The organism is Hymenobacter coccineus, from assembly GCF_001816125.1.
Classification (GTDB): Bacteria; Bacteroidota; Bacteroidia; order Cytophagales; family Hymenobacteraceae; genus Hymenobacter; species Hymenobacter coccineus.
Map to the genome: position 1 here is coordinate 1 of NZ_MDZA01000423.1, position 25460 is coordinate 25460.

Annotated in this window: 23 protein-coding genes; 9 read left to right on the forward strand and 14 right to left on the reverse strand. The window is 54.3% G+C overall.

Features of this window, described 5'->3' with window-relative positions:
* Nucleotides 1–32: 32 nt before the first annotated feature.
* The 3 genes from BEN49_RS31045 to BEN49_RS20665 all read left to right on the forward strand — a co-directional run bounded on the left by BEN49_RS31045 (nucleotide 33) and on the right by BEN49_RS20665 (nucleotide 2879).
* Complete coding sequence (locus BEN49_RS31045; RefSeq protein WP_369073225.1) at nucleotides 33–167, forward strand: ATP-binding protein; 135 nt, start codon at nucleotides 33–35, stop codon at nucleotides 165–167.
* A 137-nt stretch (nucleotides 168–304) separates the two neighbouring features.
* The gene (locus BEN49_RS20660) at nucleotides 305–1954 is read left to right on the forward strand and encodes a SulP family inorganic anion transporter (protein WP_083326306.1); all 1650 of its coding nucleotides are present in this window, start codon (nucleotides 305–307) and stop codon (nucleotides 1952–1954) included.
* Nucleotides 1955–2129: 175 nt separating this feature from the next.
* Nucleotides 2130–2879, forward strand: a complete 750-nt coding sequence (locus BEN49_RS20665) for a carbonic anhydrase (RefSeq protein WP_193415855.1) — start codon at nucleotides 2130–2132, stop codon at nucleotides 2877–2879.
* 91 nt (nucleotides 2880–2970) lie between these two features.
* Here BEN49_RS20665 and BEN49_RS20670 read toward each other — a convergent pair whose 3' ends face one another.
* The 3 genes from BEN49_RS20670 to BEN49_RS20675 all read right to left on the reverse strand — a co-directional run bounded on the left by BEN49_RS20670 (nucleotide 2971) and on the right by BEN49_RS20675 (nucleotide 6339).
* Complete coding sequence (locus BEN49_RS20670) at nucleotides 2971–5487, reverse strand: M1 family aminopeptidase (protein ID WP_070746316.1); 2517 nt, start codon at nucleotides 5485–5487, stop codon at nucleotides 2971–2973.
* 271 nt (nucleotides 5488–5758) lie between these two features.
* Nucleotides 5759–5923, reverse strand: a complete 165-nt coding sequence (locus tag BEN49_RS28385) for a hypothetical protein (RefSeq protein ID WP_158023018.1) — start codon at nucleotides 5921–5923, stop codon at nucleotides 5759–5761.
* Nucleotides 5924–6090: 167 nt separating this feature from the next.
* A complete protein-coding gene (locus BEN49_RS20675) occupies nucleotides 6091–6339 on the reverse strand; it encodes a hypothetical protein (protein WP_070746317.1) in 249 nt (82 codons plus the stop codon).
* Between the two features lie 833 nt (nucleotides 6340–7172).
* Between BEN49_RS20675 and BEN49_RS20680 the strand changes: the two genes are divergently transcribed.
* The 3 genes from BEN49_RS20680 (at nucleotide 7173) to BEN49_RS20690 (ending at nucleotide 8002) form a co-directional block, all read left to right on the forward strand.
* Nucleotides 7173–7388, forward strand: coding sequence for a helix-turn-helix domain-containing protein (locus tag BEN49_RS20680; RefSeq protein WP_204376178.1), 216 nt, complete (start codon nucleotides 7173–7175; stop codon nucleotides 7386–7388).
* 138 nt (nucleotides 7389–7526) lie between these two features.
* Nucleotides 7527–7769, forward strand: a complete 243-nt coding sequence (locus tag BEN49_RS20685) for a hypothetical protein (RefSeq protein ID WP_070746319.1) — start codon at nucleotides 7527–7529, stop codon at nucleotides 7767–7769.
* Nucleotides 7766–8002, forward strand: a complete 237-nt coding sequence (locus BEN49_RS20690) for a hypothetical protein (RefSeq protein ID WP_070746320.1) — start codon at nucleotides 7766–7768, stop codon at nucleotides 8000–8002. The genes BEN49_RS20685 and BEN49_RS20690 overlap by 4 nt, the downstream gene beginning before the upstream one ends.
* A 351-nt stretch (nucleotides 8003–8353) precedes the next feature.
* Here BEN49_RS20690 and BEN49_RS25980 read toward each other — a convergent pair whose 3' ends face one another.
* Complete coding sequence (locus BEN49_RS25980; protein ID WP_083326307.1) at nucleotides 8354–9346, reverse strand: S1 family peptidase; 993 nt, start codon at nucleotides 9344–9346, stop codon at nucleotides 8354–8356.
* A gap of 281 nt (nucleotides 9347–9627) precedes the next feature.
* Nucleotides 9628–9771: a hypothetical protein gene (locus tag BEN49_RS28390; RefSeq protein ID WP_158023019.1), complete on the reverse strand. Its 144-nt coding sequence runs from the start codon at nucleotides 9769–9771 to the stop codon at nucleotides 9628–9630.
* 572 nt (nucleotides 9772–10343) lie between these two features.
* Here BEN49_RS28390 and BEN49_RS20695 point away from each other — a divergent pair.
* Nucleotides 10344–11420: a phospholipase D-like domain-containing protein gene (locus BEN49_RS20695; protein ID WP_083326308.1), complete on the forward strand. Its 1077-nt coding sequence runs from the start codon at nucleotides 10344–10346 to the stop codon at nucleotides 11418–11420.
* A gap of 687 nt (nucleotides 11421–12107) precedes the next feature.
* On the opposite strand, the gene BEN49_RS27215 is transcribed toward BEN49_RS20695, so the two are convergent.
* From BEN49_RS27215 to BEN49_RS20715, 5 genes are all read right to left on the reverse strand, one after another.
* Entirely contained in the window at nucleotides 12108–13256 is a 1149-nt protein-coding gene (locus BEN49_RS27215; protein WP_125917070.1) for an RES domain-containing protein, read from the reverse strand.
* A 14-nt stretch (nucleotides 13257–13270) separates the two neighbouring features.
* A complete protein-coding gene (locus tag BEN49_RS20700; protein WP_070746322.1) occupies nucleotides 13271–13555 on the reverse strand; it encodes a hypothetical protein in 285 nt (94 codons plus the stop codon).
* 4 nt (nucleotides 13556–13559) lie between these two features.
* The gene (locus BEN49_RS20705; RefSeq protein ID WP_070746323.1) at nucleotides 13560–13907 is read right to left on the reverse strand and encodes a hypothetical protein; all 348 of its coding nucleotides are present in this window, start codon (nucleotides 13905–13907) and stop codon (nucleotides 13560–13562) included.
* A gap of 111 nt (nucleotides 13908–14018) precedes the next feature.
* Nucleotides 14019–15716, reverse strand: a complete 1698-nt coding sequence (locus BEN49_RS20710; RefSeq protein ID WP_083326309.1) for a DUF4435 domain-containing protein — start codon at nucleotides 15714–15716, stop codon at nucleotides 14019–14021.
* Between the two features lie 985 nt (nucleotides 15717–16701).
* On the reverse strand, nucleotides 16702–17151 hold the full coding sequence (locus tag BEN49_RS20715) for a hypothetical protein (RefSeq protein ID WP_070746325.1): 450 nt from the start codon (nucleotides 17149–17151) through the stop codon (nucleotides 16702–16704).
* 316 nt (nucleotides 17152–17467) lie between these two features.
* On the opposite strand from BEN49_RS20715, the gene BEN49_RS25985 reads away from it, so the two are divergent.
* Together BEN49_RS25985 and BEN49_RS20720 are read left to right on the forward strand one after the other, a co-directional pair.
* Nucleotides 17468–18769 carry a protein kinase domain-containing protein gene (locus BEN49_RS25985; protein WP_083326310.1) on the forward strand — a complete coding sequence of 434 codons (1302 nt, stop codon included), beginning with the start codon at nucleotides 17468–17470 and terminating at the stop codon, nucleotides 18767–18769.
* Between the two features lie 342 nt (nucleotides 18770–19111).
* Nucleotides 19112–19696 (forward strand): hypothetical protein, encoded by a 585-nt coding sequence (locus BEN49_RS20720; protein WP_070746326.1) that lies wholly within the window; start codon nucleotides 19112–19114, stop codon nucleotides 19694–19696.
* Between the two features lie 384 nt (nucleotides 19697–20080).
* On the opposite strand, the gene BEN49_RS20725 is transcribed toward BEN49_RS20720, so the two are convergent.
* From BEN49_RS20725 to BEN49_RS20740, 4 genes are all read right to left on the reverse strand, one after another.
* Nucleotides 20081–22342 carry a DUF3987 domain-containing protein gene (locus tag BEN49_RS20725; RefSeq protein ID WP_070746327.1) on the reverse strand — a complete coding sequence of 754 codons (2262 nt, stop codon included), beginning with the start codon at nucleotides 22340–22342 and terminating at the stop codon, nucleotides 20081–20083.
* Nucleotides 22339–22704 carry a helix-turn-helix domain-containing protein gene (locus BEN49_RS20730; protein WP_125917072.1) on the reverse strand — a complete coding sequence of 122 codons (366 nt, stop codon included), beginning with the start codon at nucleotides 22702–22704 and terminating at the stop codon, nucleotides 22339–22341. Before BEN49_RS20730 ends, BEN49_RS20725 begins: the two co-directional genes overlap by 4 nt.
* Before the next feature lie 69 nt (nucleotides 22705–22773).
* Nucleotides 22774–23736, reverse strand: a complete 963-nt coding sequence (locus BEN49_RS27220) for a hypothetical protein (RefSeq protein ID WP_125917074.1) — start codon at nucleotides 23734–23736, stop codon at nucleotides 22774–22776.
* 99 nt (nucleotides 23737–23835) lie between these two features.
* Nucleotides 23836–24942: a site-specific integrase gene (locus BEN49_RS20740; protein ID WP_083326311.1), complete on the reverse strand. Its 1107-nt coding sequence runs from the start codon at nucleotides 24940–24942 to the stop codon at nucleotides 23836–23838.
* Between the last annotated feature and the right edge of the window lie 518 nt (nucleotides 24943–25460).

Below are 25460 nucleotides of genomic sequence, written 5' to 3' on the forward strand. Positions count from 1 at the left end.
GTGCCGTTTTTCCGGGCGGCGGCCGCGCGGGCCTGCCGGGCCACGGCATCGGCCTGCCCCTCACGGCCCGCATCATGGCCCTGCACGGCGGCACGGTGCGCCTGGCCAGCGTGCCGGGCCAGGGCACCCAGGCATGGCTGGAATGGCCGCTGGGGGCCCCGGCGTAGCCCTTCCTGCACTTTTAATTCCCTTTTAATTTGGCTTTAACCCGGTCTTAATAGCGGTTTCGTACCCTTGTGCTGCGTTTTGCCCGCGCTCAACAACCCTTTGTTTTTCGAGCAGCTGGCGGCGCCTCCGCACGCACATGTCGCAGGTTGTTTCGTCGCCGGCCCGCACCGGCACCCCCATTGCTCCCGCTGGGGGCCCCACCCCGGCCACCGGCAAACCGTCGCTGTTCGGCACCATCGGGCAGGACGCGCCGGCGGGGCTGGTGGTGTTTCTGGTGGCGCTGCCGCTGTGCCTGGGCATTTCGCTGGCCTCCGGGGCCCCGCTGCTGGCGGGCCTCATCTCGGGCATCGTGGGCGGGCTGCTGGTGAGCGTGCTCAGCGGCTCGGCCGTGAGCGTGAGCGGGCCGGCGGCGGGCCTCACCGTGATTATGCTCTCGGCCATTGCCACGCTGGGCTCGTGGCCAGCGGTGCTGGCGGCCACGGTGGTGGCGGGCGTTATTCAGCTGCTGCTGGGCGTGGCCCGGGCGGGCATCATCGCGCTGTACTTTCCGGCGGCCGTTATCCGGGGCATGCTGGCGGCCATTGGCATCATCCTGATCATGAAGCAGATTCCCCACTTTTTGGGGGCTGATACGGACTATTTTGAGGACATGGACTTTTTGCAATTCAACGGCCTGAACACCTTTTCGGCCATTGCCGCGGCGGCCAAAGGCCTGAGCCCCGGCTCGGTGCTGGTGGGCGCCGTGTCGCTGGCGCTGCTGCTGCTCTGGGACACGGCCCCCGTGCGGCGGCAGCCGTGGGCGCGGCTGGTGCCGGGGGCCCTGGTGACGGTGCTGGTGGCCGTGGGCCTCAACCAGCTGCTGCGGGCGGTGGCCCCGGACCTGGCCGTGCGCCCCGAGCACTTGGTGAAGCTGCCGGTGCTCTCGTCGCTGGGCCAACTGGCGGGCGTGATGACGTTTCCCGACTTCGGCGCCCTGCGCAACCCCGCCACCTACGGCGTGGCCTTCACCATTGCCATCGTGGCCTCGCTCGAAACGCTGCTCAGCGTGGAGGCCGTGGACAACCTCGACCCCCAGAAGCGCCACACGCCCACCAACCGCGAGCTGATGGCCCAGGGGGCCGGCAACCTGGTGAGCGGCCTGCTGGGCGGCCTGCCCCTCACGGCGGTTATCGTGCGCTCGTCGGCCAACATTGCGGCCGGTGGCCAAAGCAAAGTATCGGCCTTCATCCACGGCATCCTGCTGCTGCTGAGCCTGTTGTTTATGGGCGCCATCCTCAACCTGATTCCGCTGGCGGCGCTGGCGGCGGTGCTGCTGCTGGTGGGCTTCAAGCTGACCAAGCCGGCCCTGTACCGCAACCAGTGGCGCCTGGGCTGGGCGCAGTTTGGGCCGTTCATCATCACCATTTTGGCCGTACTCTTCACCGATTTGCTCAAGGGCGTGAGCATCGGGCTGGTTATCGGCTTCTTCTTCATTCTGAAGGACAACGCCAAGGCCGGCTCCTACTTGCGGCGCGACCCCGCCGTTGGCGGCGGCGCCGACGACGAGGCCGGAGCCCTGCTGCACCTGCGCCTGCCCGAGCACGTCTCGTTCCTCAACAAGGCCAGCATTGTGACGACGCTGGAGCAGTTGCCCGCCGGCAGCCGCGTGCTGCTCGACGGCACCCGCTCCGACGTCATCGACCACGACGTGCTGGAGGCCATTGAGGCCTTCCGGCAGGCGGCCCCGGCGCGCGGCATCGAGTTGGAGCTGCGCGGCATCCGCCAAGTGGCGATGGCCGGGCACTAGGGCCCCGCTAGCTTTTCCCCGATCTTTTCCCGGCGAATTTCCGCTTTATCTTCGGCGGGCACCGTGGCATACGGCGCCCCGCCCCCACCGGAAAGCGGCGGTGGGGGCCCGACCGCTCCGTTTGCGCGGGGCGGCTGGGGCCCCACCGCCCGGCTTTCCGTCAATACCTTTTTCTATGGCTGGCATCAGCAAAATTCTCGACAACAATAAGAAGTGGGTATCGAGCCGCAACGCGGAGGACCCCGAATTTTTCCAGCGCCTGGCCAACGGCCAGCAGCCCAAGTACTTGTTCATCGGCTGCTCCGACTCGCGGGTGCCGGCCTCGGGCATCACGGGCACGGGCCCCGGCGAAATGTTCGTGCACCGCAACATCGCCAACCTGGTGGTACACTCCGACATGAACCTGCTGAGCGTGCTGCAATACGCGGTGGAAGTGCTGGGCGTGCAGGACATTATGGTGTGCGGCCACTACGGCTGCGGCGGCGTGGCCGCGGCGGCGGCCAACAAGCAGTACGGCCTCATTGATAACTGGTTGGTGAACATTCGCGACGTAATCCGGCTGCACGAAACCGAATACCTGCGCATCTCGGACGATACCGAGCGCATGCGCCGGCTGGTGGAGCTGAACGTGATTGAGCAGGTGCGCAACCTGGCCAAAACCAACATCATCCAGAACGCCATGCGCAGCGACAAGCCCCCGCGCCTGCACGGCCTGGTGTACGACATCGCCGACGGCGTGCTGAAGGACCTGAATGTGGACGGCGGCGGCGTCATCAAAGACATGGAGCACATCTACGCCACCGAGGCGGCCCATAAAGACGATGAAGCCAGCTCTTACGAGGGCCCCCAAGGCGACCCCGCCGACTTGCCCGGCGAGCCAGCGGCAGAGCCCGCCAAAGCCAAGAAGACGGCCAAGGCCAGTTAAATTCCTAGACGCTCCAGCTTCACAAAAAAGGGACTTCCGGCCGCGGCCGGAAGTCCCTTTTTTGTGCTTGTGGCAGCCGGGCGCTGGGGCCCTATTTGGCCTGCTGAATCTCCTGCACGGCGCGCGCCAGCGCGTCGCGGTTGGCGGGCACGGCGGCGGCAGCCGATTGCTGAATGGGCTCGCTCTGGAGCAGGCCAATAATGGCCTGGTCGGCCCCCTGCGACTTGTACTGAATGCCGATGGCCTTGAGGCGGTCCACGTTTTCGGCGAACGGCTTGGGGTCGTCCAGGCGGGGCAGCATGGCGGCCATGCCGGGCAGCAGGCCCGCCTTGCCCGAGATGGGGGCCGCATCAAACTTGTCGCGGATGTAGGGCCACTGGGCGGGGCCCCCAGCCACGGCGTAGGTAGAAGCCACGGCACTGACGAGGGCGCTGTGGTCGTCGCTTTCCAAGGCCTGGGCCTTGGCCAGCGCCTGCTGGGGCGCCACTTCGGCCAGGCTTTGCAGCGCCGCGCTCTGCACGCCGTACGAGCGGCTGTCGGCCAGGTACTTGGTGAATATGGCCGCGTCGCGCTTGTCCTTCAGCTGGCCCAGGGCCCCCAGCACGGTGGCCTGCACGTTGGGGTCTTTTTCGGTGGCCAGCAGCTTGCGCAGGGCCGGGCCGGCGGCTTTAGCCACGGCCTTGTTTTCGAGGTCGAGGCTTTGCACGGCAGCCATGCGCAGGCTGTAATACTTGTCGTTGAGGGCGGCCAGCAGCAGGGCCCGAGCGGCGGGGTCGGTGGCCTGGGCTTCCTTGGCGGCGGCCAGGGCCTCGCGGCGGTCCACGTACAGGGGCGCGTGGGCGTACTGGTAGGCGTAGGCGCTAAAGAGCTGGTTGTTAGCTTTCAGCCACACCATTTTCTTCTCGGCGTCCACGTTCACCAGGGCGGGCTGGGCGGCCAGGGGCATTTCAAACGTCTGGCTGGCCTGGGTCATCAGCACGCGCTGGCGCTGGGCCTTGCCGTTCACGTAGTAGTCGATGGCGAACGGCAGGCGGAACGGGGCCCCGGGCTGGGTTTGCTTCACGGTCACCAGCTCGGTTTTGCGGGCCGCGTCCCAGGCGTAGTCGATGGTCACGACCGGGTGGCCGGCCCCGAAGTACCACTGGTTATAGAACCAGTTCAAATCCTGGCCCGACACGGCTTCCATGGCCAGGCGCATCTGGTGGGCTTCGCCGTTGCCCAGGGCGTTGTCCTTCAGGTATTTCTGCAAGCCGGCGAAGAACACATCGTCGCCGAGGTACGTGCGCAGCATGTCCACCACGGCCCCGCCTTTCTGGTAGGTCACTAGGTCAAACATCTCCTCTTTGTCGCCGTAGTGGAAGCGCACGAGGTCCTTAGCAGCGTCGGCGGGGTTGGCCAGGTAGCGGCGCAGGTTGCGGTAGTTTTGGGCATCGGCGGCGTCGCGGCCGTACTTGTGCTCGGCGTAGAGGCCTTCGGAAAAATCGGCCATCGACTCGTTCACGGTCAGGTTGCTCCAGCTTTCGGCCGTCACGTAGTCGCCGAACCACTGGTGAAACAGCTCGTGGGCAATCACCGATTCGCCTTCGTACTCGCGGTCCAGCAGCTCGCGGTCAGTCATTTGCACCTGCTCGCCGTGCAGCGTGGCGGTGGTGTTTTCCATGGCCCCGCTCACGTAGTCGCGGGCCACAATCTGGGCGTACTTATTCCACGGAAACTCCACGCCCAGGCGGGTTGAGAAGAACTCCAGCATGTCGGGCGTGTTGCCGAAAATCTGCTTGGCGAAGGGCGCGTACTTGGGTTCGAGGTAGTAGCTCACCTCTTTGCCGCGCCAGGTGTCTTTGTAGATTTTGAAGTCGCCCACGGCCATCATGAACAGGTAAGGCGCGTGCGGCATATCCATTTTCCAGGTGTCGGTGCGCAGGCCGGGGCCCGCGGGCACCTGGCTCACCAGCTGGCCGTTGCTGAGCGTCACGTACTTACTGGGCACGGTCATGGCAATTTCCTCGGTCGACTTCTGGTTGGGCCGGTCGATGGTGGGGAACCAGGCCGAGGAGCTTTCCGTCTCGCCCTGCGTCCAGATTTGCACCGGCTTGCCCTTGGTGGTGCTGTCGGGGTTGATGAAGTACAGGCCCTTGGCGTCGGTGATGGCGGCCGAGCCCTTCACCTTCAGCTCGTCGGGCTTGGCCACGTAGTCGAGGTACACGGTGTAGGCTTCGCCGGGCTTAAAGCTGCGGCCCAGGTTGATGTACAGGTTGTTCTGGTCGGTGTAGGTGAACTTGAGCGGCGTCTGCTGGGTACCGTTCATCAGCGCCACCGCCTTGATGTCCATGCCCTTGGCGTCGAGCCGCAGCGAGTCGGTGGCGTAGGCGTGGGGCTTGAGCGTGATCCAAGCCTGGCCGTAGAGGTAGCGCTTGGCGTAGTCGAACTTCACGGCCAGCTTGGTGTGCACCAGGTCGTTGATCTTGGTGGCCGAGGCGCGGTAGGGCCCCGTGGGGTCGGGGGCCTGGTCGACGAGCGGCAGCGGCGGGGCCGGCGGCGGGGTAGGCGTTTGGCCCAAAGCGGGGCCGGCCAGCAGGCCCAACAGGCCCATCGAGGAAACGAATTTCATAAAGGAAAACGGAGGTAGAGAATCAGGGGCCCAAAGATGCAGGGTTTAGGCCTTACATCCCGTAATCCTGCCTCGCATCCCGTCAGGCCACATTTGCAAATCCCGGGGGACCAAAAGAGGACCGTAACATGAGCGGCAACGACTTCGGCGTGACCGGTGACCTTATCAGGTCATCGTTGGGGCGGGTCCGGCCATGGTACGGCCTACTCTTCTACCCGCACGTAGGTGCCTTCATAGCCAAAGGTAGAATCATTAACCAACGTGTCGGCCCCTAGCTGTTGTACTTAATGCTGCCTTCTTGCGGGCCGATGTATACAAACCCGTCTTCTGCTTTATAGTCAAGGCTTGCCTCTCCCAAAAAGGTGTCCATCGTGGCCTTGGCAGTAGTGAACTGAATCGTTTTGGCGTAATGCCACGGCTTGAGCGTACCCACCAAGCGGTAGGTGCCCTTTACGCGGGTTCGGTCAATGCCTCACAGCTGGCCAACGTCAACGCGAAGGCAGCTGTGGTTATGTACATTTTATTCATGAAGTGTAGTTAAGGTGGTCGTGAACAACGCAAGCGACAACTTGGCCCCAATTCATTGCTTCGGTTAAAAGCGTTCTACTGCACCGAAACTCTGAACGTATAAAAGCCGGTGGCTCCGCCGCTGCCGGTACCGATGCGCCGGAAGCTGGCGTTTTGCAGGGCGTCGCGGCACAGCTTCTCCTGGGCCGGCGACACATTGCCCGCCACCTTGGTAACGGCGGCGACCTCGCCATTCTCGTCAATTTGAATGCGGAAGCGCACTATGCCCGACATGTCGTCGATGGCCGCCACCTTGGGCACTACCGCCGCTTCCCATCCGCTCATGTTTAAACCATCGCCCCTGGGCTGGCTATTAGCTGAAGGTTGGTCTGCCAGTAACCCTTGGGGTGCGCTTCCAGCGCCCGTGCTGTTTACATCGGTGTCCCTTCTGCCCGCTGGCGAGGCTTGGCCATTGGCCGCTGCACCACTTGTACTGGCAGCGGGACGGCTGCCATTCGGTTGGCCGTACAGGGCCATGATGTGCATAGCTAGTACTGTCGCTCCTGCCTTGGTCATGCGCACTTGGTGGTACAGCACTTGGTAGACCGATAAAGACAGATCGTCCGTTGAACCCTGCTGGTAGAGGCAGTAATCGTACAGCGTCTTGTACACCTGTTCACGTAGGTCTGCACTCTTGACCAATTCGCCTTCTAAGCGCACCCCAGGCCGTCCTAGAACCGTTCTTTTCAAAGCGTTACCAGCCAAGTACTGGTAAGCGGCGGGATAATCTGAAAAGTACCGGGCGTAGTCGTCGCAAAACTCAGCTGCTACCCAACTCGGTACCCATGCCCCGTCACTGGGGCGTACGGGGGACGCCTTAGATGGCGTGTTGTGTAGTGGGCCCTTCTGCAGGGCGGCCTTTTGAGCAGCGGCTGGTATCGGCCAGTAGCCCGCTAGTAAGGCGGAAGCGAGTAGTAGTGCTTTCATAAAGGCGGAGCAAATAGGATTTTCCTAAAATGTACCCCGGGCCCGGAAACGCTTTATAAAAAGTTATCACGAACTTTTGGCTAACACCGGTAGTACGACCAGAAAAAAGGCAGTGGCAAAGCTAGCGTTTAGTTTTCATAGTGGACATATATGTCCACAAGTCGGTTACTTGACCAATGCAGCTTGCCGCTGTGAAGAAACCGGCAAGCATTGCGGCCTTTGGCGCACACCTGCGCAAGCTGCGGGAAGAGCGGGGCTGGAGCCAACAAGAGTTGGCGGATGTAGCGGACGTGACTAAAAAGACGGTGTACCGCATCGAAACGGCCCAAACTGCGCCCACCCTAGACGTGTTGGTGTGCTTAGCAGAGGGGCTAGAAATTTCACTGCCCGCCTTGGTGGATTTTTAGGTGCCGCGGGTGTAGGTTCCGTCTACTTCAATAGTGCGGGGTACCGTACCGAAAACGGTACGCGGTACGGTTGCCCAAGGCAATTGCTACCTAACCGGCTCGTCTACCTTTGCGGCTCATTAACTCACTTTGACCGCATTGGACAGCACCCCCACCGCCTTTGACAAAGCTCACACGGGCCTGTGGACCAGTTTGCAAAAACACTTGGCTACGGTGTACGCGGCCGAAGCGGCCTACCGGCAGGCGGTGGCCTTCGCCCCCGGCGTCCCCTTTGCGGCGGCCGATGCTACGGCCGACCAGCTCGGCTCGACGCCTACGGCAAGCAGCGCAACGCCCTGCGGGACCTTTTTGCGGACGAAACCACGCAGCTGGACCAGTTGACCAAGGCAATCCGCACCAAGGGCTACGCCGCCGACGAGAAAAAGCAGCTGTACCTGCTGCTGCTGGGCTACATAGACATTGCCGCTACGGTGTTCGCCCTGCTGGATTCGCACGCCCCCACCACGCTGGCCGCAGACGATGAGCTGGCGGAAACAAAGGCGCGGTTTGACCGGGTGAAGAACTTTGCCCGGCTGAACGTGAAAGGCGTGGCCGGGCTACTAGTTAGCTTATAAGGTCATGGTCCATAGCGTAGCGCGACCATAACCCTGGCCAGGCAACACAGTAGTATACTAGGCAGGCGGCACGCTGAAAGACCCACAAATCCGGAATGCCTAATTTCTTTACCATAGCGGCACAGATGAAGAGCTTAGTCGTCCGCTGGGCCAATACTCGAGCGAACAACCGGCCGACAGCGCGACTTGGGCCTAGTGCAGGGCCTGCTGGGCCACAGCAGCCGCAGCACCACCGAGAAGTCACCCGCGGCCGCGATACGCCCACCTTGCAGGCCCGGGCCCGCAAGGTACGAAAACCAGCCTATGCCGCAAATGCGGCCCGAAGTTTTTACGCTTAATAACCAGTGAAGCTTAAGAGTATCCTTTATCCTTTGCTTCTTGAATTTCTAGCAAGTCAATTGCGTGCTTTACATGAATGATAATGCCAAAGGGAATTCTAGACCTTAAATCCGTCACACCCTCTAATGCTATGGTGGGTTGAGCACTTACTATTCCGACTAATTTATCATTCGCAATAATGGGACCGCCACTATTTCCAGGATAAATACTCATATCGGCTAAGAAAAAAGGCAGATACTGGTTTACCATTGAGACTTTGCCGAAAGACGATACGGGTACGGCAAAAATGGTTGAAGACCAAGCAGAATGCCCTGGTAGTACTTGGCCACCTTCAACCGGAAGAGGGGCTTGCAAATGTCCAAGGTGTGCTGTTGCCCCAGGAAACCCAACTGTAAATACATCCTCTCCCTCCCTTAGTGGATCAAGCCCTATATCGGCCGTAGTGATGGGAATATATCCGCTCCTTATCAGGTCATCGGCGAACTCTTGATCGCGGCTATCCAACGATATAACCGCGACGTCCAAGCTAGCATCTGAAAACATATATGGCGTGGTTGAAGGAGCGCCTGCACCTAGATTCATTAGAAAGGCAGGCAGCCGCTGCTCCCCTTTTAAGGCTTCATCAAGTGATAAAACCCTAAATATGATAGAGAAGATGTTGGCATCTGCCCGTTGTTGAGCAAATTGCTTTGAAGGGTGATTACCTAGTTCTTCCTCTGCTTCTTCAATTATTCTTTTAGCACCAAGTTCATCCCAAACTACATGTCTTGCAGTAAGCAAATATCTTCTTGTGTTGTGCAATAGAAAAATAGCAGTGCCGGTATAACGAATATCTCTCGTGCCAGGAATAGTCTGGTGGAAAGCTTCAAATTCTTGTTGGGTTATGATACCAGCATCTAAATCCTGCTTCATATTTTGGCTTCGACGATACCGACCCCTCATGTCATCACTATCAGCTGCGCAATCCAAGTGCACAACTGCGCGTTTCCACTTCTCAATGTTCATGATTCAAATGAGTCAGTTCAATTATTAATTTTGTTCGCCTAAAACTACTTTTTCGGCACAGCTCTTTAGCCCACCTGAAAGCCTTTGAAAAACACTTTTTATGGACCCTGCTAGAAAGAAGCTCAAGTGACGGGCCTAAATTACGCGCATTTTTACTAGTACAACCCTGGTAAAACATCGGCGCGCCGCCCACGCCCGACCGGCGGCCGTTGCTTCGACGAAGCCGGACCTAGGCCTCGAACGGTGGGTGTCTGATAGGACTGTTTGAATCACGCCCTCCCCTACGGACTGGTGTACAATGAGAGCAGCAATAACCCAAAAACAAGCTCGCCCTGGGCGCCGCAACCCTGGGGTGGCCGCCGGGCCAGGGCCACGGGCTTGGACGCCGCTGCGTCGCCGTCGATGACCAATACCAGGTACAGCAAACGGGTCGGGGCTATGCGGTGCCCTATGTTACGTTGTCTGGCGCTGTCTTGAACGTGACAACTGAGCTCAACGCCATTTACAAACGCAGCTAGTCCCCCGTACCGAAAACGGTTTTTGGTACGGCGCCAAGGTTAGGCAAGCGCGTAAAATAGATTGGTGAGCTGTCGCTGGGGTTCTGTTGGACAAGTAGTGAATCATCGGCTAGGGACTCCGTTTTCTTATGGCAGAGCATTTACCAGGTGATCGAACCTTGCGGGGGCATGTGGGCAGTTAGCTCCGCTGCCGGGCTCAAATACCCTTTTACTGCTAAGTAAGTGGCTCGGCTGAGGGTAATCCGCTCCAGGGCTTCTTCAGCATAGGTAAAAACGGGGCCACTTCCTGCTCCAGGACTTCGACTTACCGGGCCATCTGCCGTCGTGAGTTGATTGGATAGTTCGGCCCTCCCGTCGTGGCCCTAACTGGTCGCTTGCTCGTACCGGAAACGGTAAAACAGTTTTTGTCTTTAGCGTACTTTTTTAAAACGCAGTAACTAATTTTCCGAAGCTGTATATTCAGCTATTAAAATCTGGATATGAATCTAATCACCGGGGGCTGTGGCCCACAACTATCGGATTATTTGGAAGACGCTGATGAATGCTGGATTGCGGTTGCCTTGCTTACACGTTCAGGCCATGACTATATACGGGACCTCTTACCAGCGGATTGTCTAAGGCACTACTTGGTGGGTACGTGGCTGCCTACAGATGCAGCTGTGCTAAAGGAATTGCTAACCCAGGGACACGACGCTCGGATTTTTACCAACTGCGGATTTCACCCCAAGCTATATCTGCTGCGTAAAGGCACCAAATACAATGCGTTTTTAGGGTCTTCCAATGGCACTGCCAACGGCTTGTTCCATAACGTTGAGTTGAACGCAATGCTGGACGAGCAGGCCGCTTGTAAGGAGCTGCTCCGGTGGTTTAAGGCAACTGGTGAGGGAGGAAAGCGAATCACGGAAAGCTTCCTAAAAAGCTACAAGCCCCTTCAGCAGCAGCGACGGTCTGAAGCCGAGCAGGTCGATAATGAGCAGAAGGGACTACAAACGATACTAGACGATAACGACGCCCTGGTGCAGGCAATTCAGAAGCTGCGGCGCAAGGGCCGGCGGTATAATGAATTATGTGCCTCCCGGCAGGAGGACTTAAAACAGTTGCGCACCAGTCTAGACTTTCCCCGATTCAAAAAGTTGGACCTGGAAAGTTTTATGCGGAACCCTTCATTGGGTACCGTCATGGGGTTTAATCGACCAAAAATTCGGCAGAATGTTCCCGGCTTCACCCTATTGCTGCGGTTCTTGTACCGCCGTCGCAACACCAGCATTGCGGCGACCGTCGATACAGCACTAGGCCCAGACTACAAGCTGGAAGGCGTCAGCACCGCCTCGATAACGAAACTACTGACTATCATTGATCCGGAAAGGTTTTGCAGCTGGAACAAGCGCTCTGGCGGCATCCTGGGTAAGTTGGGTTATGAAATAGAACGTGGGACTTCACTTGGTCAGAAGTACGAACGGCTGTGTAACGTCTTGAAATCTGTCGCCGAAGAATGCGATGTTGAAGATTTAGCCGTGCTGGACCTGTGCTTAATTGAAGTAGAAGGCACGCACTGATAACGGCTGTCGGGAGTTGAATCATCTGTGTTCCTTTTCCTCGTGAAAAGAACGCTTTTCGACCAACTCAAAGTCTTTATGTTTCCTCGAAGGTCACTTACAGCTTCAAATAGCTGATTTTAGATCTTTTGGCTCTTCGAGGCTCTTCTTACCCCTCGACTACTCAGTAAACGTTCTAGACGGTTGTAGGAGGGATGAAGGAGGAGGGAGTCGGTCCCCGATCACCTCTCTCCCCCCTCCCCCTCTCTCCTAATAGCTCTGACGTAAAAAAGGGGTAATAATCAGAGGCATAGATGGGGCGGCAGAGAATCGAAGGCTAATAACAGACCCCAAATTAGCCTCACCCTGCGCACGGCGGCCGGCTCGCTGCGGGTTTACTTGGGCGGTAGTGCCTGGGTGCGGCTGCGTCGTCTTTTGGGGCCAAAAAGCGGGGGTATAGTCGGGCAGGTGCGTCACAAGCGGCGTCAGTGCAGCAATTTAGCACCTTAGTTACGTTGCTGAGGCAGGTACCGAGCTTGGCATTTAGCTAACTCGCACTTGGCACCACAATTCGCTGGTTGGCACTTCTAGCCGCTGCGCAGGCGCTGGCTGTCCCAGCTTACCACCAGGCGGATGGGAGCCAGGCAGTCTCGGTTGAGCTTGTCGCGCTGGAGCTCGCGGGTGATTTTTATTACGTTGCCTGACTATTCAAAGAGCAGATACAGGGCCTAATTCTCGCTTGTCTATAGTTTCTTGAAGACGACCAAAAGCTGTGGTTAGGTAGGTGCTCTTTATTCCTTCAACGAGGCTAATTGTTCCAGGCATTGGGTTTACAAAGCCTTCATTTCTAAAAATTATTCCTGATGTATGCAACAGTGCTTCTATCTCTGTAGAAGTCGGTTCAGTCATCTCAAATGTGTCGACAAGCTTACGACAAAATCCTTCTGGTGCATAAGTTTTTACGGGAAAAACGTAGTTATAGGCTGTAATGCCTTCTATGTTATTGTAGTTGACTTTAGTAGAAGGAAACATGATTCCATCAATTTCTGGACTTTTGACAACGTATTGTAGAAGTAACTGCGGAATAACATACTCAGCTTTGAATGCTGCTTTGTTGTGCTTTGCTCTGTAAGAGCAAGCTAATATTAGTGGAAATATTTTGATATATTCTAGTAAATAGGTTATTTTATCATATACATGCGGTACGCTTGTATTGATGTATTCCATAACATCACTTAATCGCTGTAATCGAATTACGTGCAAAGGGCGCTTATTACTAAATCTGCTAAAATGAATCTTGCTAATAGGTTGTTGATCAAATTCTTCCCAGCAGACATATACTGAACTTCCTAGATACAATGCTGGATATCCGGGTATACTGTATCGAGTGGTATTAATTAAATGTCTACTCTGAAAAGGAATATGAAATAAATCCTTCCGGGTAAATCTTGAATCATTGGCTACCCTTGCTCTGTAAAAATTAGCGCCAGTTAGAATAGGGTTATCGGTTACACGCTGGAATAAATTAGCTTCATTTAATGTTTTATTAAATTCGTTAGTAGCTAAAATTAAATCCCCTTGGTAGTAATAATTAATTACCTCAACAGATACTGATGACAAGCGAAATGTTTTTCTTTCAAACTCAGGATCAACTGGGTAAGTCATGCTGCTTATATAATCCCTAAGCTTTTGCCAATAAAATCCTCTGTATTTATCTAGACGTTTGTATAAAAAATCTAAATACATATCCGTCTTGCTTTGTGAGTCATCCCAGGTAATAGGAACATCAAACTCAGCCGGATTAAGCAATTCGCAGAGGGTCTTAAACTCAATTTGAAGAATATCTGAATCAGTCATGGAAGATATTATGCTTAGTAGTACATGTAGAAGTTTATACTGCTCCCCCCCCCCACTAGCTCCCCCAGCCCAATCCCCGCGATGTACCCTTCCAGCCCGGCGGTGCCCAAGAAGCAATGGGTGCGCAGCAGCGTGTTGGCCTCCGCGTCGTAGTGCACCTCACAGAAGAAGCCGAACAGGGCGTAGAGCACCACGGTGTCCTCGCCCCAACGCCGGGCCAGGTAGCGGCCGTGCGCCCAGAGCAGCGTGAGCTGCTGGTCGAACGGCATGGTTTGGAAAATGCGGTAAGAGAGAATCATAAGGTTACATGCGGACCTCGTGAAAGGTGGCGTTGAGGGTGGCGGCGGGGTGCGTAGCCGTAGCCGTGCTGGTGCCACTGAACGTGCCCGAGTAAGTGCCCCGCTCGGTGCGTGTGAGCGTGGAGGAGAGGTTGTTCGGGTACAGGGCGGTTTGCGCAACAAAATTGGTCTGCTGCTCGATGCTCCGGAGCTGGAAGGCGGCATCGGGGCCCCCGGGGCCTTGCGGTACACGGCGTAAATGGTGTTGTAGTCCGGCCTCGGCGCGGTGCTGTTCAAAAACGATGGTGAGCTGGTCCTCGGTGCCCGTGCCGGCGGGGACCGTGCGCAGGTTGGAACTGGCGACGCACGCCACGGCGCTGCCGTCAAGGGTGTAGTCACCGACGGCGCCGGGGCGGGTATGGCTTCCGCGCAGGAAGTGGCGCTGCCTAGAGCGAGTAGAAAGGCAATGAAGTTAGGAGGTGTCTCAAGCGTTAAGTATTGGGGAAATAGGCACAAAGGCCGGCACGGGTGGAAGCATTGGCGAGGCGGCCCGCAAGGCTTCCACAACTGCCTCATGTTCAACTTTGCTAATGAGCCGCTTAATTAAGTCAGGATAGCTTGGGGTACCAAAATATCGGCCGACTTGTGCTGTTAGTCCCTTGTTATTGTATATTCTTAGCAAAGCCGCGTAATCCTGTGCCGTAAGGATTTGGTTAAGTTGTTGCTCGAAAGCTGCGTAAGTGCCAGCTATATCAAACTGGGTCGCATCAACCCGTGCCTGTTCCAGCATGGCTACACCAATTGCTCTTCGGTCGATTTTATGCAGCTTCGTTTCCAATTCCCAGGCCGTTCTGCGCGAAGCGAGCAGTGCTACATCCCGGGTGAGGGTTTCAAAGGCAAATTCTTTGACTTTATATACAATTACGGCTGCTTGGTCAGCGGTCATGCCGTGTGTACTGGCGTGCGTAGCCAGTAGGTGCAGCACTGGTTCCACTAACAGTAGATTTTCCATTTCTTGCATATCCAGCACGTACACACCCTTCTCCAGTAAACCGGCTACTTGTTGTGGGGAGCGGTAATCGAGGTCAATGATGCCGTAACACTCAATGCCATGCAGGTGCTGCAAGGCCTTAAAGGCTTGCGTGGCTTCAATAACTTTGTCGCAGCCGCCACGCGGCATGATCGTGCGGTCAGGGTAGACGCGAGAAAAAATAGCTTGTTCGAGCCCTCCTTTTTCGCCCTCTGTGAAGAGCACAGGTTTGCGGCTGCCTAGTACGGCAAGCAACACCTCTTCGGGTAAACCCTCTGATTCTGAAGGAACAATTTTCCAATCCCAACTCCCTTCATTGAAGCTTTTGATCCAAATCTTTTTCGCTTCAATGCGCGAAGCCGCAAACTCTAGATCGTGCGTTAGATAAATAAAAAGGCAATCGGGACGTGTTCGTTCAATAGCATCCCACAGGCGTGCTTGGATGACACGGTTTAGATGAATTTCAGGCTCATCAACGACAATGATGCTGTCAATTGGGGCCGCTAAGCACTGGCCGATGAGATAGAAAGCAATACGCTCTCCATCACTCATTTCGCTTGCTTCGTAAGCGGACCCATCTGGTGTGTTTCTCAGCTTTACCATTACCGAACTTGCTTTTAAAACAAGCTCTCGGTGTGGCAGAACCTGCTCCCAAATCCGTTTAATTTGATCGATCTTAGTCTCAGGTGGGCTGGTATAGATAGTGTTTGTCTTGGCATCTAGTGTGTATGAAAGACTTTTTTCATACTGCTCTGAAACTAAGTAGGTAACTAAATGCTGATAATCGCTAACAAGGGCAGTTTCTGGCTTTTGTCCATACTTCTGTTGCCTCCTGTTTCCCTCTATGTTCCCGAGATATCCTCCCCTATTACTCGCGAAATTTGCCGCGTTGACTCCTATATTAAGAGCAGCTGTAGCGTCTTCTAACGCAACTGGGCTAACGGAATTTGGAAAATCTAGTGATTTCTGAGCGCTAACTCTGCGAACGGCGTGCCGCTGCGATCCAGAAAATTCAAACCATACGCCTAAACGGGTTTTGCCTGCGCCGTTGGCACCAATAATAATAACAGGACCATTTACTTCAGAAATTGTGGTTTCGGAACCTGCATAAAGGTTAGCCGCTGGCATTTGAAGAAAAGTAGGACGGCTCATTAGTTGTATTAATTAAAAGCGGTTTTGAGCAGGCTGGAGGCCCACACCTCGTAGCGGTGCTGTTGGGCGGCGGTCATAGGCATCTGTTCGGAAAGATAGCCTTGAGCAAGTCAACGGTTCCGTTACTGACGGTGTCCTCTTCATCCTAGCGTCGGGCCAAGAAGGTGCCGTGAACCTAGAGCAGCGATTGTTACCCGAGGCTAATTCCACGGGAAAGGGGACACGGTTAGGAGGGCTAAGGGCGCACATTAGCGAAGCTAACCCGCAGCGCGCTGCGTGCACCTAAATAATGTCTGCCTAGCGTTCAACGCCCCTTAGGTAGGTAAGGTATTGGGGCGCAACGTTAGGACACGGTAAAATCGTTGTTAGAGTGTAAAACGGGTGGGTCCTAGGCTAACCCTACCGCCACCGTAGCCAACTACTAACCGTAGCCAACTACTACTTAATTAGGACGATCAACTACCAAGTAATTGGCCCATCTGATTGCCCCTGTACAACAGCAGCGCTGCTAAGAGTTGGTAAGTCAACCGTCAGAACTGTGTAGCCTTTATGCACAAGGCGTACCGTACCGAAAACGGTACGCGGTACGAAATTGGTTGTATTGTTTGGCTTCCGAGAGTCTAGTAACCAGCCAGAGAACCTGAAGCGCCCCGGCCTGCCGTAGTGGTAGCCAGCCCCTGCCCCGACCACGAAGAAGCTTTAAGCCACGAGAGCCGAGTGCTTGTTGATAATCAAGTATATAGTCAGCCCCTAGCGGGTGTTAAAAGTGGAAGTGCGAGTTGCACTTGAACCTGCATGGCCTGTAGGCAGGCATCGACGAGAACAAGCAGATGCGTGAGAATTCGACCATCCAGAGCCGGCGCACGGTCTGGTAAGACCTTCACTAGTTGGCACTTTAGGCAAAAGTCGTAAGGCGGATTGTTGCCGAACCCCAATTAAACGGCCGGCAGGCCAGTGGCTGCGTATGGCAATAGGCGCTGCTGCGTCAGTGAAAACGCTGGTTGTAGATTTCGATGGCCTTGTCGTAATGGTTGCTACGAAACATGAGGTAGGCGTAGCCGCCAAAAGCTCCCAACAGCAGGGAAACGGGAACGGGGGCTTTGCTGAACGCCGATCCTGGCCCGCTGTCCCGGTCGGCCTGGTGCTTGCTCACCAGGAATGCTGCCACCATCACGGGGAGCAGCGCCAGCCCCCAGCGCAGTTGGGCCCGGCCCTTGCGCAGTTCGGCCGCGGCGGGCGAGTACCGGTTTAACAGGGCCTTTAGCGTGGCGCCCGTGAGGGGTTCTTGGTTGACGGTGTAGAGCAGGTGGGAATAGCGGCCCTGTTGCAGCACGGTTACGTGGATGGCGCTGTCCGACGGCACGGCACGGGCGGGCGCTTGGGCGTGGGCTACCAAGGCGCCAAAGCATATCAGTAAGGCTATGAGTAGTTTCATAGCAGCAAGCTGCTTAAGAGGTTGTGTGGGTTAAATGAATGTCCTTTTCCTTAGATACGGGTCATCGCCTCGGCGAGAAAACCAGTCGATTTTGCTCTCCAGGAAACGGTGTATAAAAACGGCTCTAAAACTTGCGTTTCTGGGTCGTTTGCATGGGGTCGGCTGCCCTCCAAAATGCGGCCGTTTTTTAAAGGGTCTATTAGTCCAGAAAATAGACGTTTTATATATGACTAAATACTACTGTTTTAAGACATAAACAAGTTAGATTTGAACTTCGCCAAGCAAACTGGCTTTCACTTTCTAATATCATCAGATAATGGGCAAGGCTAAAACTTATAAAGAAGATTGGGTTAAGCTAGCTGATTTGGGTGCAGGTGGACAAGGTTCGACTATCATAGCGGAAAGAATACAACATAAAAAACCCGCTGTTATAAAAATATTACATAGTCAAAATGACCGTGAGCGTAGGGCTAGAATGCATAGGGAGACAGCGTCTCTATCCACTTTATTTCATGAATCGATACCTCAAATTCTGGATTCTAATACAGAATATTGGGAAGATAAAAATTATAAATTATTTATTGCCACTGAATTAATACCGGGAAGCAACCTTTCTTATGAATTATTTAAAAACGAATCCTTAGCCGCAAAAATTAATCTAACAAAAAAATTATCTGAAATCGTTAAATACTTTCATAGTGCTGGTATTGTTCACAGGGACATTAAACCTGATAATATAATATTAAAAAATAATTCAATTGAAGATCAATTTATAATAGATTTTGGACTTTCTTTTAATTTTAACGAAAATGATAATGACAATTTAACGCCAAATTTTCAGCAGTTAGGAAATAGATTTTTACTGTTGCCAGAACAAAAAGTGGGAGAAGCTGGAAAAAGAGACATGAGGTCTGATGTCACTTATCTAGTTGGTATATTTTACTATGTAATGATAGGAGAAGAACCTACGGTTCTATCAGATGGCCAAAACGCAATGCCTCACCAAAGAGCAAAGGCTAAAGAAATAATTAACTTATTTCCAAGGCATCAAAGAGATTTAATAAATCAGATATTTGATATCGGATTTAATTCATTGATTGATAGGCGATTTCAGACAGCATTGTCATTAATAAATATGTTGATAATGCTTGAGCAGTCTACACCATCTGAGTTGGATAATATTGATTCAATTCAAAAGTTTATAATTAAGGAGTCTGACAGAGATGCTTATAAAGAAATTAGACGAATAAATGAATTAAAACAAAGTATGTATTCTACCATACTTGATTTATCAAGAAAAATTATTACTGAACTAGGCGCAGGCTGGTCTCTAGATCAATATTTTTTTGGCCCCAGCAGGAAGTATGAAGATCAGGGCTATCGACTAAATGGCAAGATAGGTAACGAATTAATGGGTGTGGGAATGGATACTTTTGTAGGTATTTTTATGACAGGTAGTGAAATAATTATTAAATGCAAGGTTGATGTTGATGATAATCAAACTTTAGATTTTGATATAATTAGGCAACCTGTATCGTTAGAACTGCAGTCTGAATTTTGTCGTGGTGTATTACGTAATCGATTTTTAGGATTAATTGTGGATAAGATTAATAAATAATGCTTTTATTCTTAATTATTAGGCTGTAACAATAAAGGCTTAAGATACAGTGTTTTTTTATAAATGAAAACAGCTATCTATATCTGAGTGTCGACGAAGACAAGGGCCAGGACACCGAGAACCAGCTGCACCAATTGCGGGCCTTTGCCGAGCAGCACGGCACCCTCTACAAGGTGTTCACCGACTAGGAGTCGGGCAGCAAAAACTGACCGTGTACGGTTTGTAATACGCGGTACGTTAATAATGGATGGTGCTGATACCCACCAAATCACTTAGTTTTACAAGCTGAGGCAACTTTGCAATTACTTGCCGCCATTGTAGCTATCCCCTACGTGTTCAGGTATGCCCGCACCTCTCTTTTTTCAAGCTGCCGATTTATTGCTCTTCCAACATCGCTCGCGTACCAACCCGTACTACAACAAGAAAAGTCTTGCTGATCAAAATTACGCTGCGCAAATAAAGGAGCTCATTTTTGAGAAAACTGTTTGTTGGGGAGAGCTAGTGGAGCAGCAACTGCCAAGGAAGCGCTACGGGTACATCAAGCATCGGGTTTGGACGCAAGGCACACATTTGCGCCGGTATTCCTGGGGTCACTTCTTCTTGTCAGACTTGCGTGATAAAGCATTTTATTTTACGCTGGGCGTTGATTCGGGCGAAACCGAAGATGCTAAGGCGTGGGCAGCAGATGGGGTTGCGCCAACGCCAGCCTTGATACTAAAGATCGATGGCCATTTCGCAAAAGGTGGTACGCTTACTTTGGAGCAGCACATGAATCAGTTGCAAACTGTACTCGATGCGGCTCGCTGGCATCGCATCGGCTACGATGAGCTAAGCGCCTATACTTGGCCCCGTCTCGTGGCTGAAACAACAGCTTTTATGGAACGGTACGAGGGGGATTTGCGCCGCATTATGATAGCTGTAACATAGGTAAATATTGAGCGCCGGTTACAGTGCCAGAGGTGTTTTGCTCAGCTTTGATGTAGCGTAGATACCGTTGCATCGTCAACTAGGGCAAAGTTGGGTTAGCAAGAGCAGGCGGGTGAGTATTAACGCTTGTCGACAGGTGGCACGGGCCGGAAGTGGATAACCCGAAAAGACGATTGTAAGCACTTTACTTGGCTCGGTTAGGCAAGGTCATGCCCCTTAGTACCGGCGGGCCGTAGCGGCGTCCTTTGCTGGGTAATATCTGTCTTATAACCCCAGCTTTCACACCGCTAACATAAACGTGTTCAGCGGCGCGTCGAATCATTTAGAAAAGGGTCCATACCAGCATACTGTACGGTATGTGGTATGCCGGTATGGTTGCCCAAATTAGCTCTTCATCCAATTGCAAGCGGTGTTTGATGGCACGCCGGTTAGCTCTTGTATCCTTGCATAACTAACCGGAGGGATCTGGGCGCGCAATTCCCTCACCCTTGGCTCATGCTCAGTCCGAAAGGTGTGGCGCCCGCTGCCTGCCTTATTGGGTTTACCCACTGGTGCCAAGCGGTCCAGCACCGCCAACGCGTGGGCCCGGACGGTGTCCATGATGGTCAAGGCCAACGTAACGTCACCGGGTAGGGCTTCGATGGTGCCGGTTGGTACTTCCCCGTCGTCGTAGCAGCGCAGTACGGTTAGCAACGCGGCAATGCGCCACGCAATCAACCCCAGCCGGAATGCTGTGCTGGCCCCTGCGCCACCAGCCGCGTCGTGGGCTTCGGTTAGGCCGGCGGCCCCGGCCTCGTTCAGCCGGGCCCAATCGGCATCGGCCAAGGTGATTTGCACCGGACAGGACCCTTCGGGGGTTGGGCCCGGGGTGGCCTGAATAAATTGCAGCAGTTGCGCCGCCAGCGGCCTGAAGTGCTCATCCAGGGATGGCCCGGCTTGCGGGCCGACGTCTTGCCAGGCAGGCGTTTGTGCAAAAGTATAAAACAGCATTCGACTCACCAGCCCATCATCTGCCGACTTCAGCAGGCGGCTCACCTGGTCAGGGGTGCCGGTCAGCGCAATGCTCAAGGCGGGCCGTTCAATTTCGGTGTATTGATTGTCCGTCTTCCGCAGGGCAGACACCGGTTCGTGGTGGAAGGCCTTGCGCAACATGTCGCTAAAGTTGCCGAAGTCAGCCCCCAGGGCCCCACTAAGGGTGTCGGCTTCTGTCTCGCAGATGATGCCGCGCCCGCCGTTGTCAGCCAGTTGGGTTAGTATGGCGGCTGCGGTGGTGTTCGCCGGTAGAAACAGTTGCTGACGCGGGGGCGGGCCTATAGGCGGCGGCACGGGGTTGTCCTTGTCTTTACTGGCCTTTAGTTGAGCCTCGTACATCTCCTTGGCCATTTTGCTTTCTTCGATCAGCTCTTGGTGCCAAGGCCGGGCCAGGTACCGGGCCCACGCCAAGGTACCTTTGCCGCTGGCCGCCGGGGCAATGATGAACGCATACAGATTCAGGCCTTGGGCGCGGCGATTGTATGTGCCGCCCACGCCAGCGAAGCAGCCCGACAGCACGGCCAGCGTTCCGATCAACATTACATCTCGTTCCCGTCTGGACTTAAACGGGCTACAGCACTGTTGCAAGAAGGTGGGTAATCGAGGAAAGAGTCCATCAGGCATGCACGGCGTGGGGTCACCTTCAGGTGGCTCTTCGCCGGATGAGGTATTATCGGGGCAAATGCCGGCTTCTTTACAAATGTGGACGAAGGTGCCCACCGTAATAGCACCGCTGCCCTTGCGCAGTGACAAGCTGAATTGTCGGTCGCACTCTGCCTCTTTGTATTTGGGGCTTAGTCGGCTGACGCGGTGGAAGTATTCCCGCCCGTCTTCGCCCAGGTTCGCCAGCGCCAAGCCGATGCGGTACCAACGGTCGTAATCATCGGGGAAATCGGTGGAGGCTTCCACGGCACAAATCCAAGGCTCTAAGCAGGCTACGGCGTTGCCCGTTGGGGGCAAGCCCTCAAACGGATTTCCGCTCACTTCGAACAGGTCGCTCGGGTCCTGCGGAAACGGGGTGGGCGACTCGTGTTGCGGGCTCAAATACGCGTCGGGGTCGTGACAAAGCAAGCACCCACGGGCTATGTCGTTGGTGGCAATGTCCAGCCGTTTGAACCAGTTGGGACAAGTGGCCCGCAAATGGGCGGTAACGGCGTCAAAGCTGCATTTATGGTCGAAGCGAAGGTCCACGGCGACGAACACCTTCAGCCCGTCCCCGCTAGGGCTCACAAAAAGTAGCACCACGCTGGGACCCAGCACCGGGTCGCACAGCAGGTGGCGGCGTAACCCGCGTAGGTTGCGCACATGGTCAAAGTCGAGCACTAGCAAGCCCGATCGAGTTAGTAAGCCGGCTGTGCTACGGGTGCTAAACACACCCGCTGCGGTGACATAATCCAGAGCCAGCTTACGTTTCTTCCGCAAGACGCTGTCCGCAGGAAGTTCCCGGATGGCAGCAGTTGTTTCAGCGTATTGGTCAGATACCAGCCGCTTGTGCGCTTGCGCCAATGTCACGGATTTGTTTGGCTTAACCGAGCTAATCCCGCCGGTATACAGGCTAAACTTGGCAGCCGGTGTTGAACCGGTAGGGGCGGCGGAGGGGCTATCCTTTTTCATGACCGGCTGCCTTTTCCTTTAACGGCACCACCAGTGGTCGGGCCACTCAACTCTTGACGCTTTTGTTCGAGTCCTTGGGTCAGCTGCGCGATTGACTTCCGGTGCGAGGCCTGCACGAAGGCGTCGAGGTCCGACTTGCGGTAGAGCACAATCTTGCCGGGCTTGTAGCAAGGCAGTCTGCGCTGGGCCGTGTACTGGCGGATTGACGAAAGCGGCGTATTGCCCAAGTATTTACTTGCCTGCGTCGTGTTGTAGTAGGGGTCGTTTTGGTGTGGGGGCTGGGGCGGAGGTGTTTTGTCTTCCATTGTTTTTGCTGCGCCCAGGGTCTGTTGGTTAGGTGGTTTTTTCTGGGAGCGATGCAAAGATTCAAGGGTGGTGTTGCGCTTGATTGCGTCATGCAGTACTATGCACTAATGTGCAAAAAACTGCAACTAGAGCGCTACATCAGTTATAGATAACGCCTTGTTATACATTATATTAGTATCATCTGGGGTCAGGCTATTACTTAGTACGTATTGTATAGTGCGTTTCCCTACTTTTGCCTCATACACGGTGCGCAACGCTTCGGCTATGCCATCTCCATTCTTCATAATGTAACCCTTTTCGTACAGGGCATACACAACGCCCGCCCAGGCCTTAGGTGTGGCCAAATTGGTTTTCCTATTATTGTCGTCAATCAAGCCCAAGTCCTGAAGTAATTTGTTCAGCCTTGGAAGGGAAAAAGGTGGGACCAATAATCGATCGAATGGCTTACTACCAGACGCGGCTGGGTTATTCTTGCCTTTTTCGCTTCGTAGGTATTGTTCACTATTACCATTTTGAACACTCTGAACGTGTGATATTGTATCTGCAACGATATTATTTTTTTCTGTTTTGATGGCTGTTGCATCAGGTGACAAGGCATGCTTATCGTGTTTGATCATTTCTTTTGGCAACGGGGGCCAGGGCCCAAGTTCCTTTTGTTTAGCTCTAATCCAACGCACGGCACGATTCACATTTTTAGGCGCCTGAACGGAGTGCCGCCCATTATTTAATATATCGAGCAGGTAGTCGCAGTCGGGCCGATCAAGATCACGTCCATAGTGATCTTCCATGAATTTGTCCACTTCTTCTGCATCTAAAGGTGGACACCCCTCCAACCTATTTACTATGTAAGCAAAAAACACCTGTGGAAAGTCAGGATGGTATGGCAACTCAAGAATAATCTCATTAATCGTCACGACTGATTTGCTATCAGTCTCATCGATAATATCTTCAAATGCCTTCTCCGCCCACAGTTTGCGCCATGCCTTATAAGTAATAAAATTCACGTAAGCGGATGGGCTGTCGTATTTGGGCATTTGGTACCCGTCTACGTCATTGCCAGATATCAGCGGCAAATTATCTCTATTCATAATATTGAAGCCAAAAAGCTCGGTGCTTTTCTGACCGATAGTTACAAAAAAAGCACTGCATCGCATGCAGTGCTTCAGATTTGTACATATCGGTAATGGTTACCCCCAGTACGCAGCCATCTTGTCAATGGCCTCGCTTCGGGTTTTATCGATCACTTTCGCATATTTCAGCGTCATTCCCAGGCTCTTATGGCCCATCAGCTTGCTGGTGGTGTTGATATCCACCCCCGCGGTTTGCAGCCCGGTGCCGAAAGTGTGACGGGAAGAATGGTAGGTAAAGTCCAAGCCCGTTAATGCGCGCCACTTACTAATATAGCGTTTCGTTTGGGAGCGACTTTTAAGCGCAAATACTACCTCCGCTGGTTTTGGCTTACCTTGGAAATGACTGCGTTGACGGCCTAGTATTTCGGCCGCGTGCGGGCTCACCGGCACGGTTACCTCCTCTTGGGTCTTGACCTGCTTCTTGACAATGGTCAATCGGCCCTGCCCCGCGTTAGATTGGCCCGTGGCCCGTATGTCGCCCCACGTCAAGCTTTCAACATCGGACAGGCGCAGCCCCGTGTGGCACGAGAAAAGGAACGGGTCCACGAACCAATCCGGCAAGCCCGTGCGGTTGGCGGTGAGTAAGGCGATTTGCTCTTTGGTCAGGTACTTGGGGGCTTTTTCCTTGACACGCACTTTGCGCACGTACTGGCCGGGGTTTGCAGGCAACAGCTGTTCGCGCACGGCTTGGCTCAGGCACGTGGTCAGCACGCCCATGCGGACGCGCACCGTGACGGCCTGCAAGCGGGCGCAGAGGTAGTCCTGGAAGCGCGCCACCCATTCCTCGGTGACGTCGCCAAAGGCCAACGTGCCCTTGGTGAAGGCGTGTAAGTGGTTGTGCACGCTGCGCCAGTTGGCGTTACGGGTAGCAGCCATGCGGTCGTAGTACTCCAGGAACGATGCTCTTTTGTCGCGCACCGCAACGGGAGGCAAGTCGTGTTCGCCCCGAATGAGCCGTTGTTCTTCCTGGTTCCGTAGTAACAAGGCCTGCCGGTAGGTTTCGTCGTAGGCGTTGCGGAGGATGGAATTACGACTCGTCTTGTCGGCAGGGTTGACGTACAACTGCAAAAGCTTTTTGTAGCGTTTGCCGTGTTCGTAGTAGTCGAGCAGCAAGGAAACTTGACCGTTCTTCAAAGGCTTTTCGCGGAGGTTAACACGTGCCATGTGGTTGGTGAAATGGAGTTGTAAAATGTATGTTCGGTTATAGCATTGCTGCTCACGGACCAGCTTAATAAAGCCCTCGACTTCGGGAATAGAAAATCGTAGTTATCAGGAAGATTTGGTTCATCGTGGAGGCATTATGCCTTCCCCACCGCACCAGAAGCCACTTGAGCACTGGAGTCAACGGGCTATGGAGCGTGCTACTGCTAGGCGAAGCTTAGCCAGCAAAACGCGTCCACTCCTAATGAACGACGGTGTACCGCACCACGGCGCGTCCCCAAATACGCGGGACCAAAACGGGACCACGTTGCCGTTACTAACCAGCAGCAACCAGTAAAAACCGGTCTACAACTATTTTTTCCTCGGGCAATTAAAAACCGCACCTGAGCTACCTTAGATGCGGTTTTGCGCTGGTTATTGCTGGTTGGCGCTGGGTACTAAAACCGGGCGAAAATGGGAGAGCTAATTATGCAGGATTTGGGCCGGGGCGTTGCGCGCCGGGGGCCGTCGGCTGCCAGGCC

Coding starts and splice junctions, on each gene's coding strand:
- BEN49_RS27215 (WP_125917070.1), bottom strand. CDS start 13,256: ATGACTGATTCAGATATTCTTCAAATTGAGTTTAAGACCCTCTGCGAA.
- BEN49_RS20715 (WP_070746325.1), bottom strand. CDS start 17,151: ATGAAACTACTCATAGCCTTACTGATATGCTTTGGCGCCTTGGTAGCC.
- BEN49_RS20695 (WP_083326308.1), top strand. CDS start 10,344: ATGAATCTAATCACCGGGGGCTGTGGCCCACAACTATCGGATTATTTG.
- BEN49_RS25980 (WP_083326307.1), bottom strand. CDS start 9,346: ATGAACATTGAGAAGTGGAAACGCGCAGTTGTGCACTTGGATTGCGCA.
- BEN49_RS20665 (WP_193415855.1), top strand. CDS start 2,130: ATGGCTGGCATCAGCAAAATTCTCGACAACAATAAGAAGTGGGTATCG.
- BEN49_RS25985 (WP_083326310.1), top strand. CDS start 17,468: ATGGGCAAGGCTAAAACTTATAAAGAAGATTGGGTTAAGCTAGCTGAT.
- BEN49_RS20710 (WP_083326309.1), bottom strand. CDS start 15,716: ATGAGCCGTCCTACTTTTCTTCAAATGCCAGCGGCTAACCTTTATGCA.
- BEN49_RS20700 (WP_070746322.1), bottom strand. CDS start 13,555: ATGATTCTCTCTTACCGCATTTTCCAAACCATGCCGTTCGACCAGCAG.
- BEN49_RS20660 (WP_083326306.1), top strand. CDS start 305: ATGTCGCAGGTTGTTTCGTCGCCGGCCCGCACCGGCACCCCCATTGCT.
- BEN49_RS20675 (WP_070746317.1), bottom strand. CDS start 6,339: ATGAGCGGATGGGAAGCGGCGGTAGTGCCCAAGGTGGCGGCCATCGAC.
- BEN49_RS20740 (WP_083326311.1), bottom strand. CDS start 24,942: ATGGCACGTGTTAACCTCCGCGAAAAGCCTTTGAAGAACGGTCAAGTT.
- BEN49_RS27220 (WP_125917074.1), bottom strand. CDS start 23,736: ATGAATAGAGATAATTTGCCGCTGATATCTGGCAATGACGTAGACGGG.
- BEN49_RS20720 (WP_070746326.1), top strand. CDS start 19,112: ATGCCCGCACCTCTCTTTTTTCAAGCTGCCGATTTATTGCTCTTCCAA.
- BEN49_RS20725 (WP_070746327.1), bottom strand. CDS start 22,342: ATGAAAAAGGATAGCCCCTCCGCCGCCCCTACCGGTTCAACACCGGCT.
- BEN49_RS20670 (WP_070746316.1), bottom strand. CDS start 5,487: ATGAAATTCGTTTCCTCGATGGGCCTGTTGGGCCTGCTGGCCGGCCCC.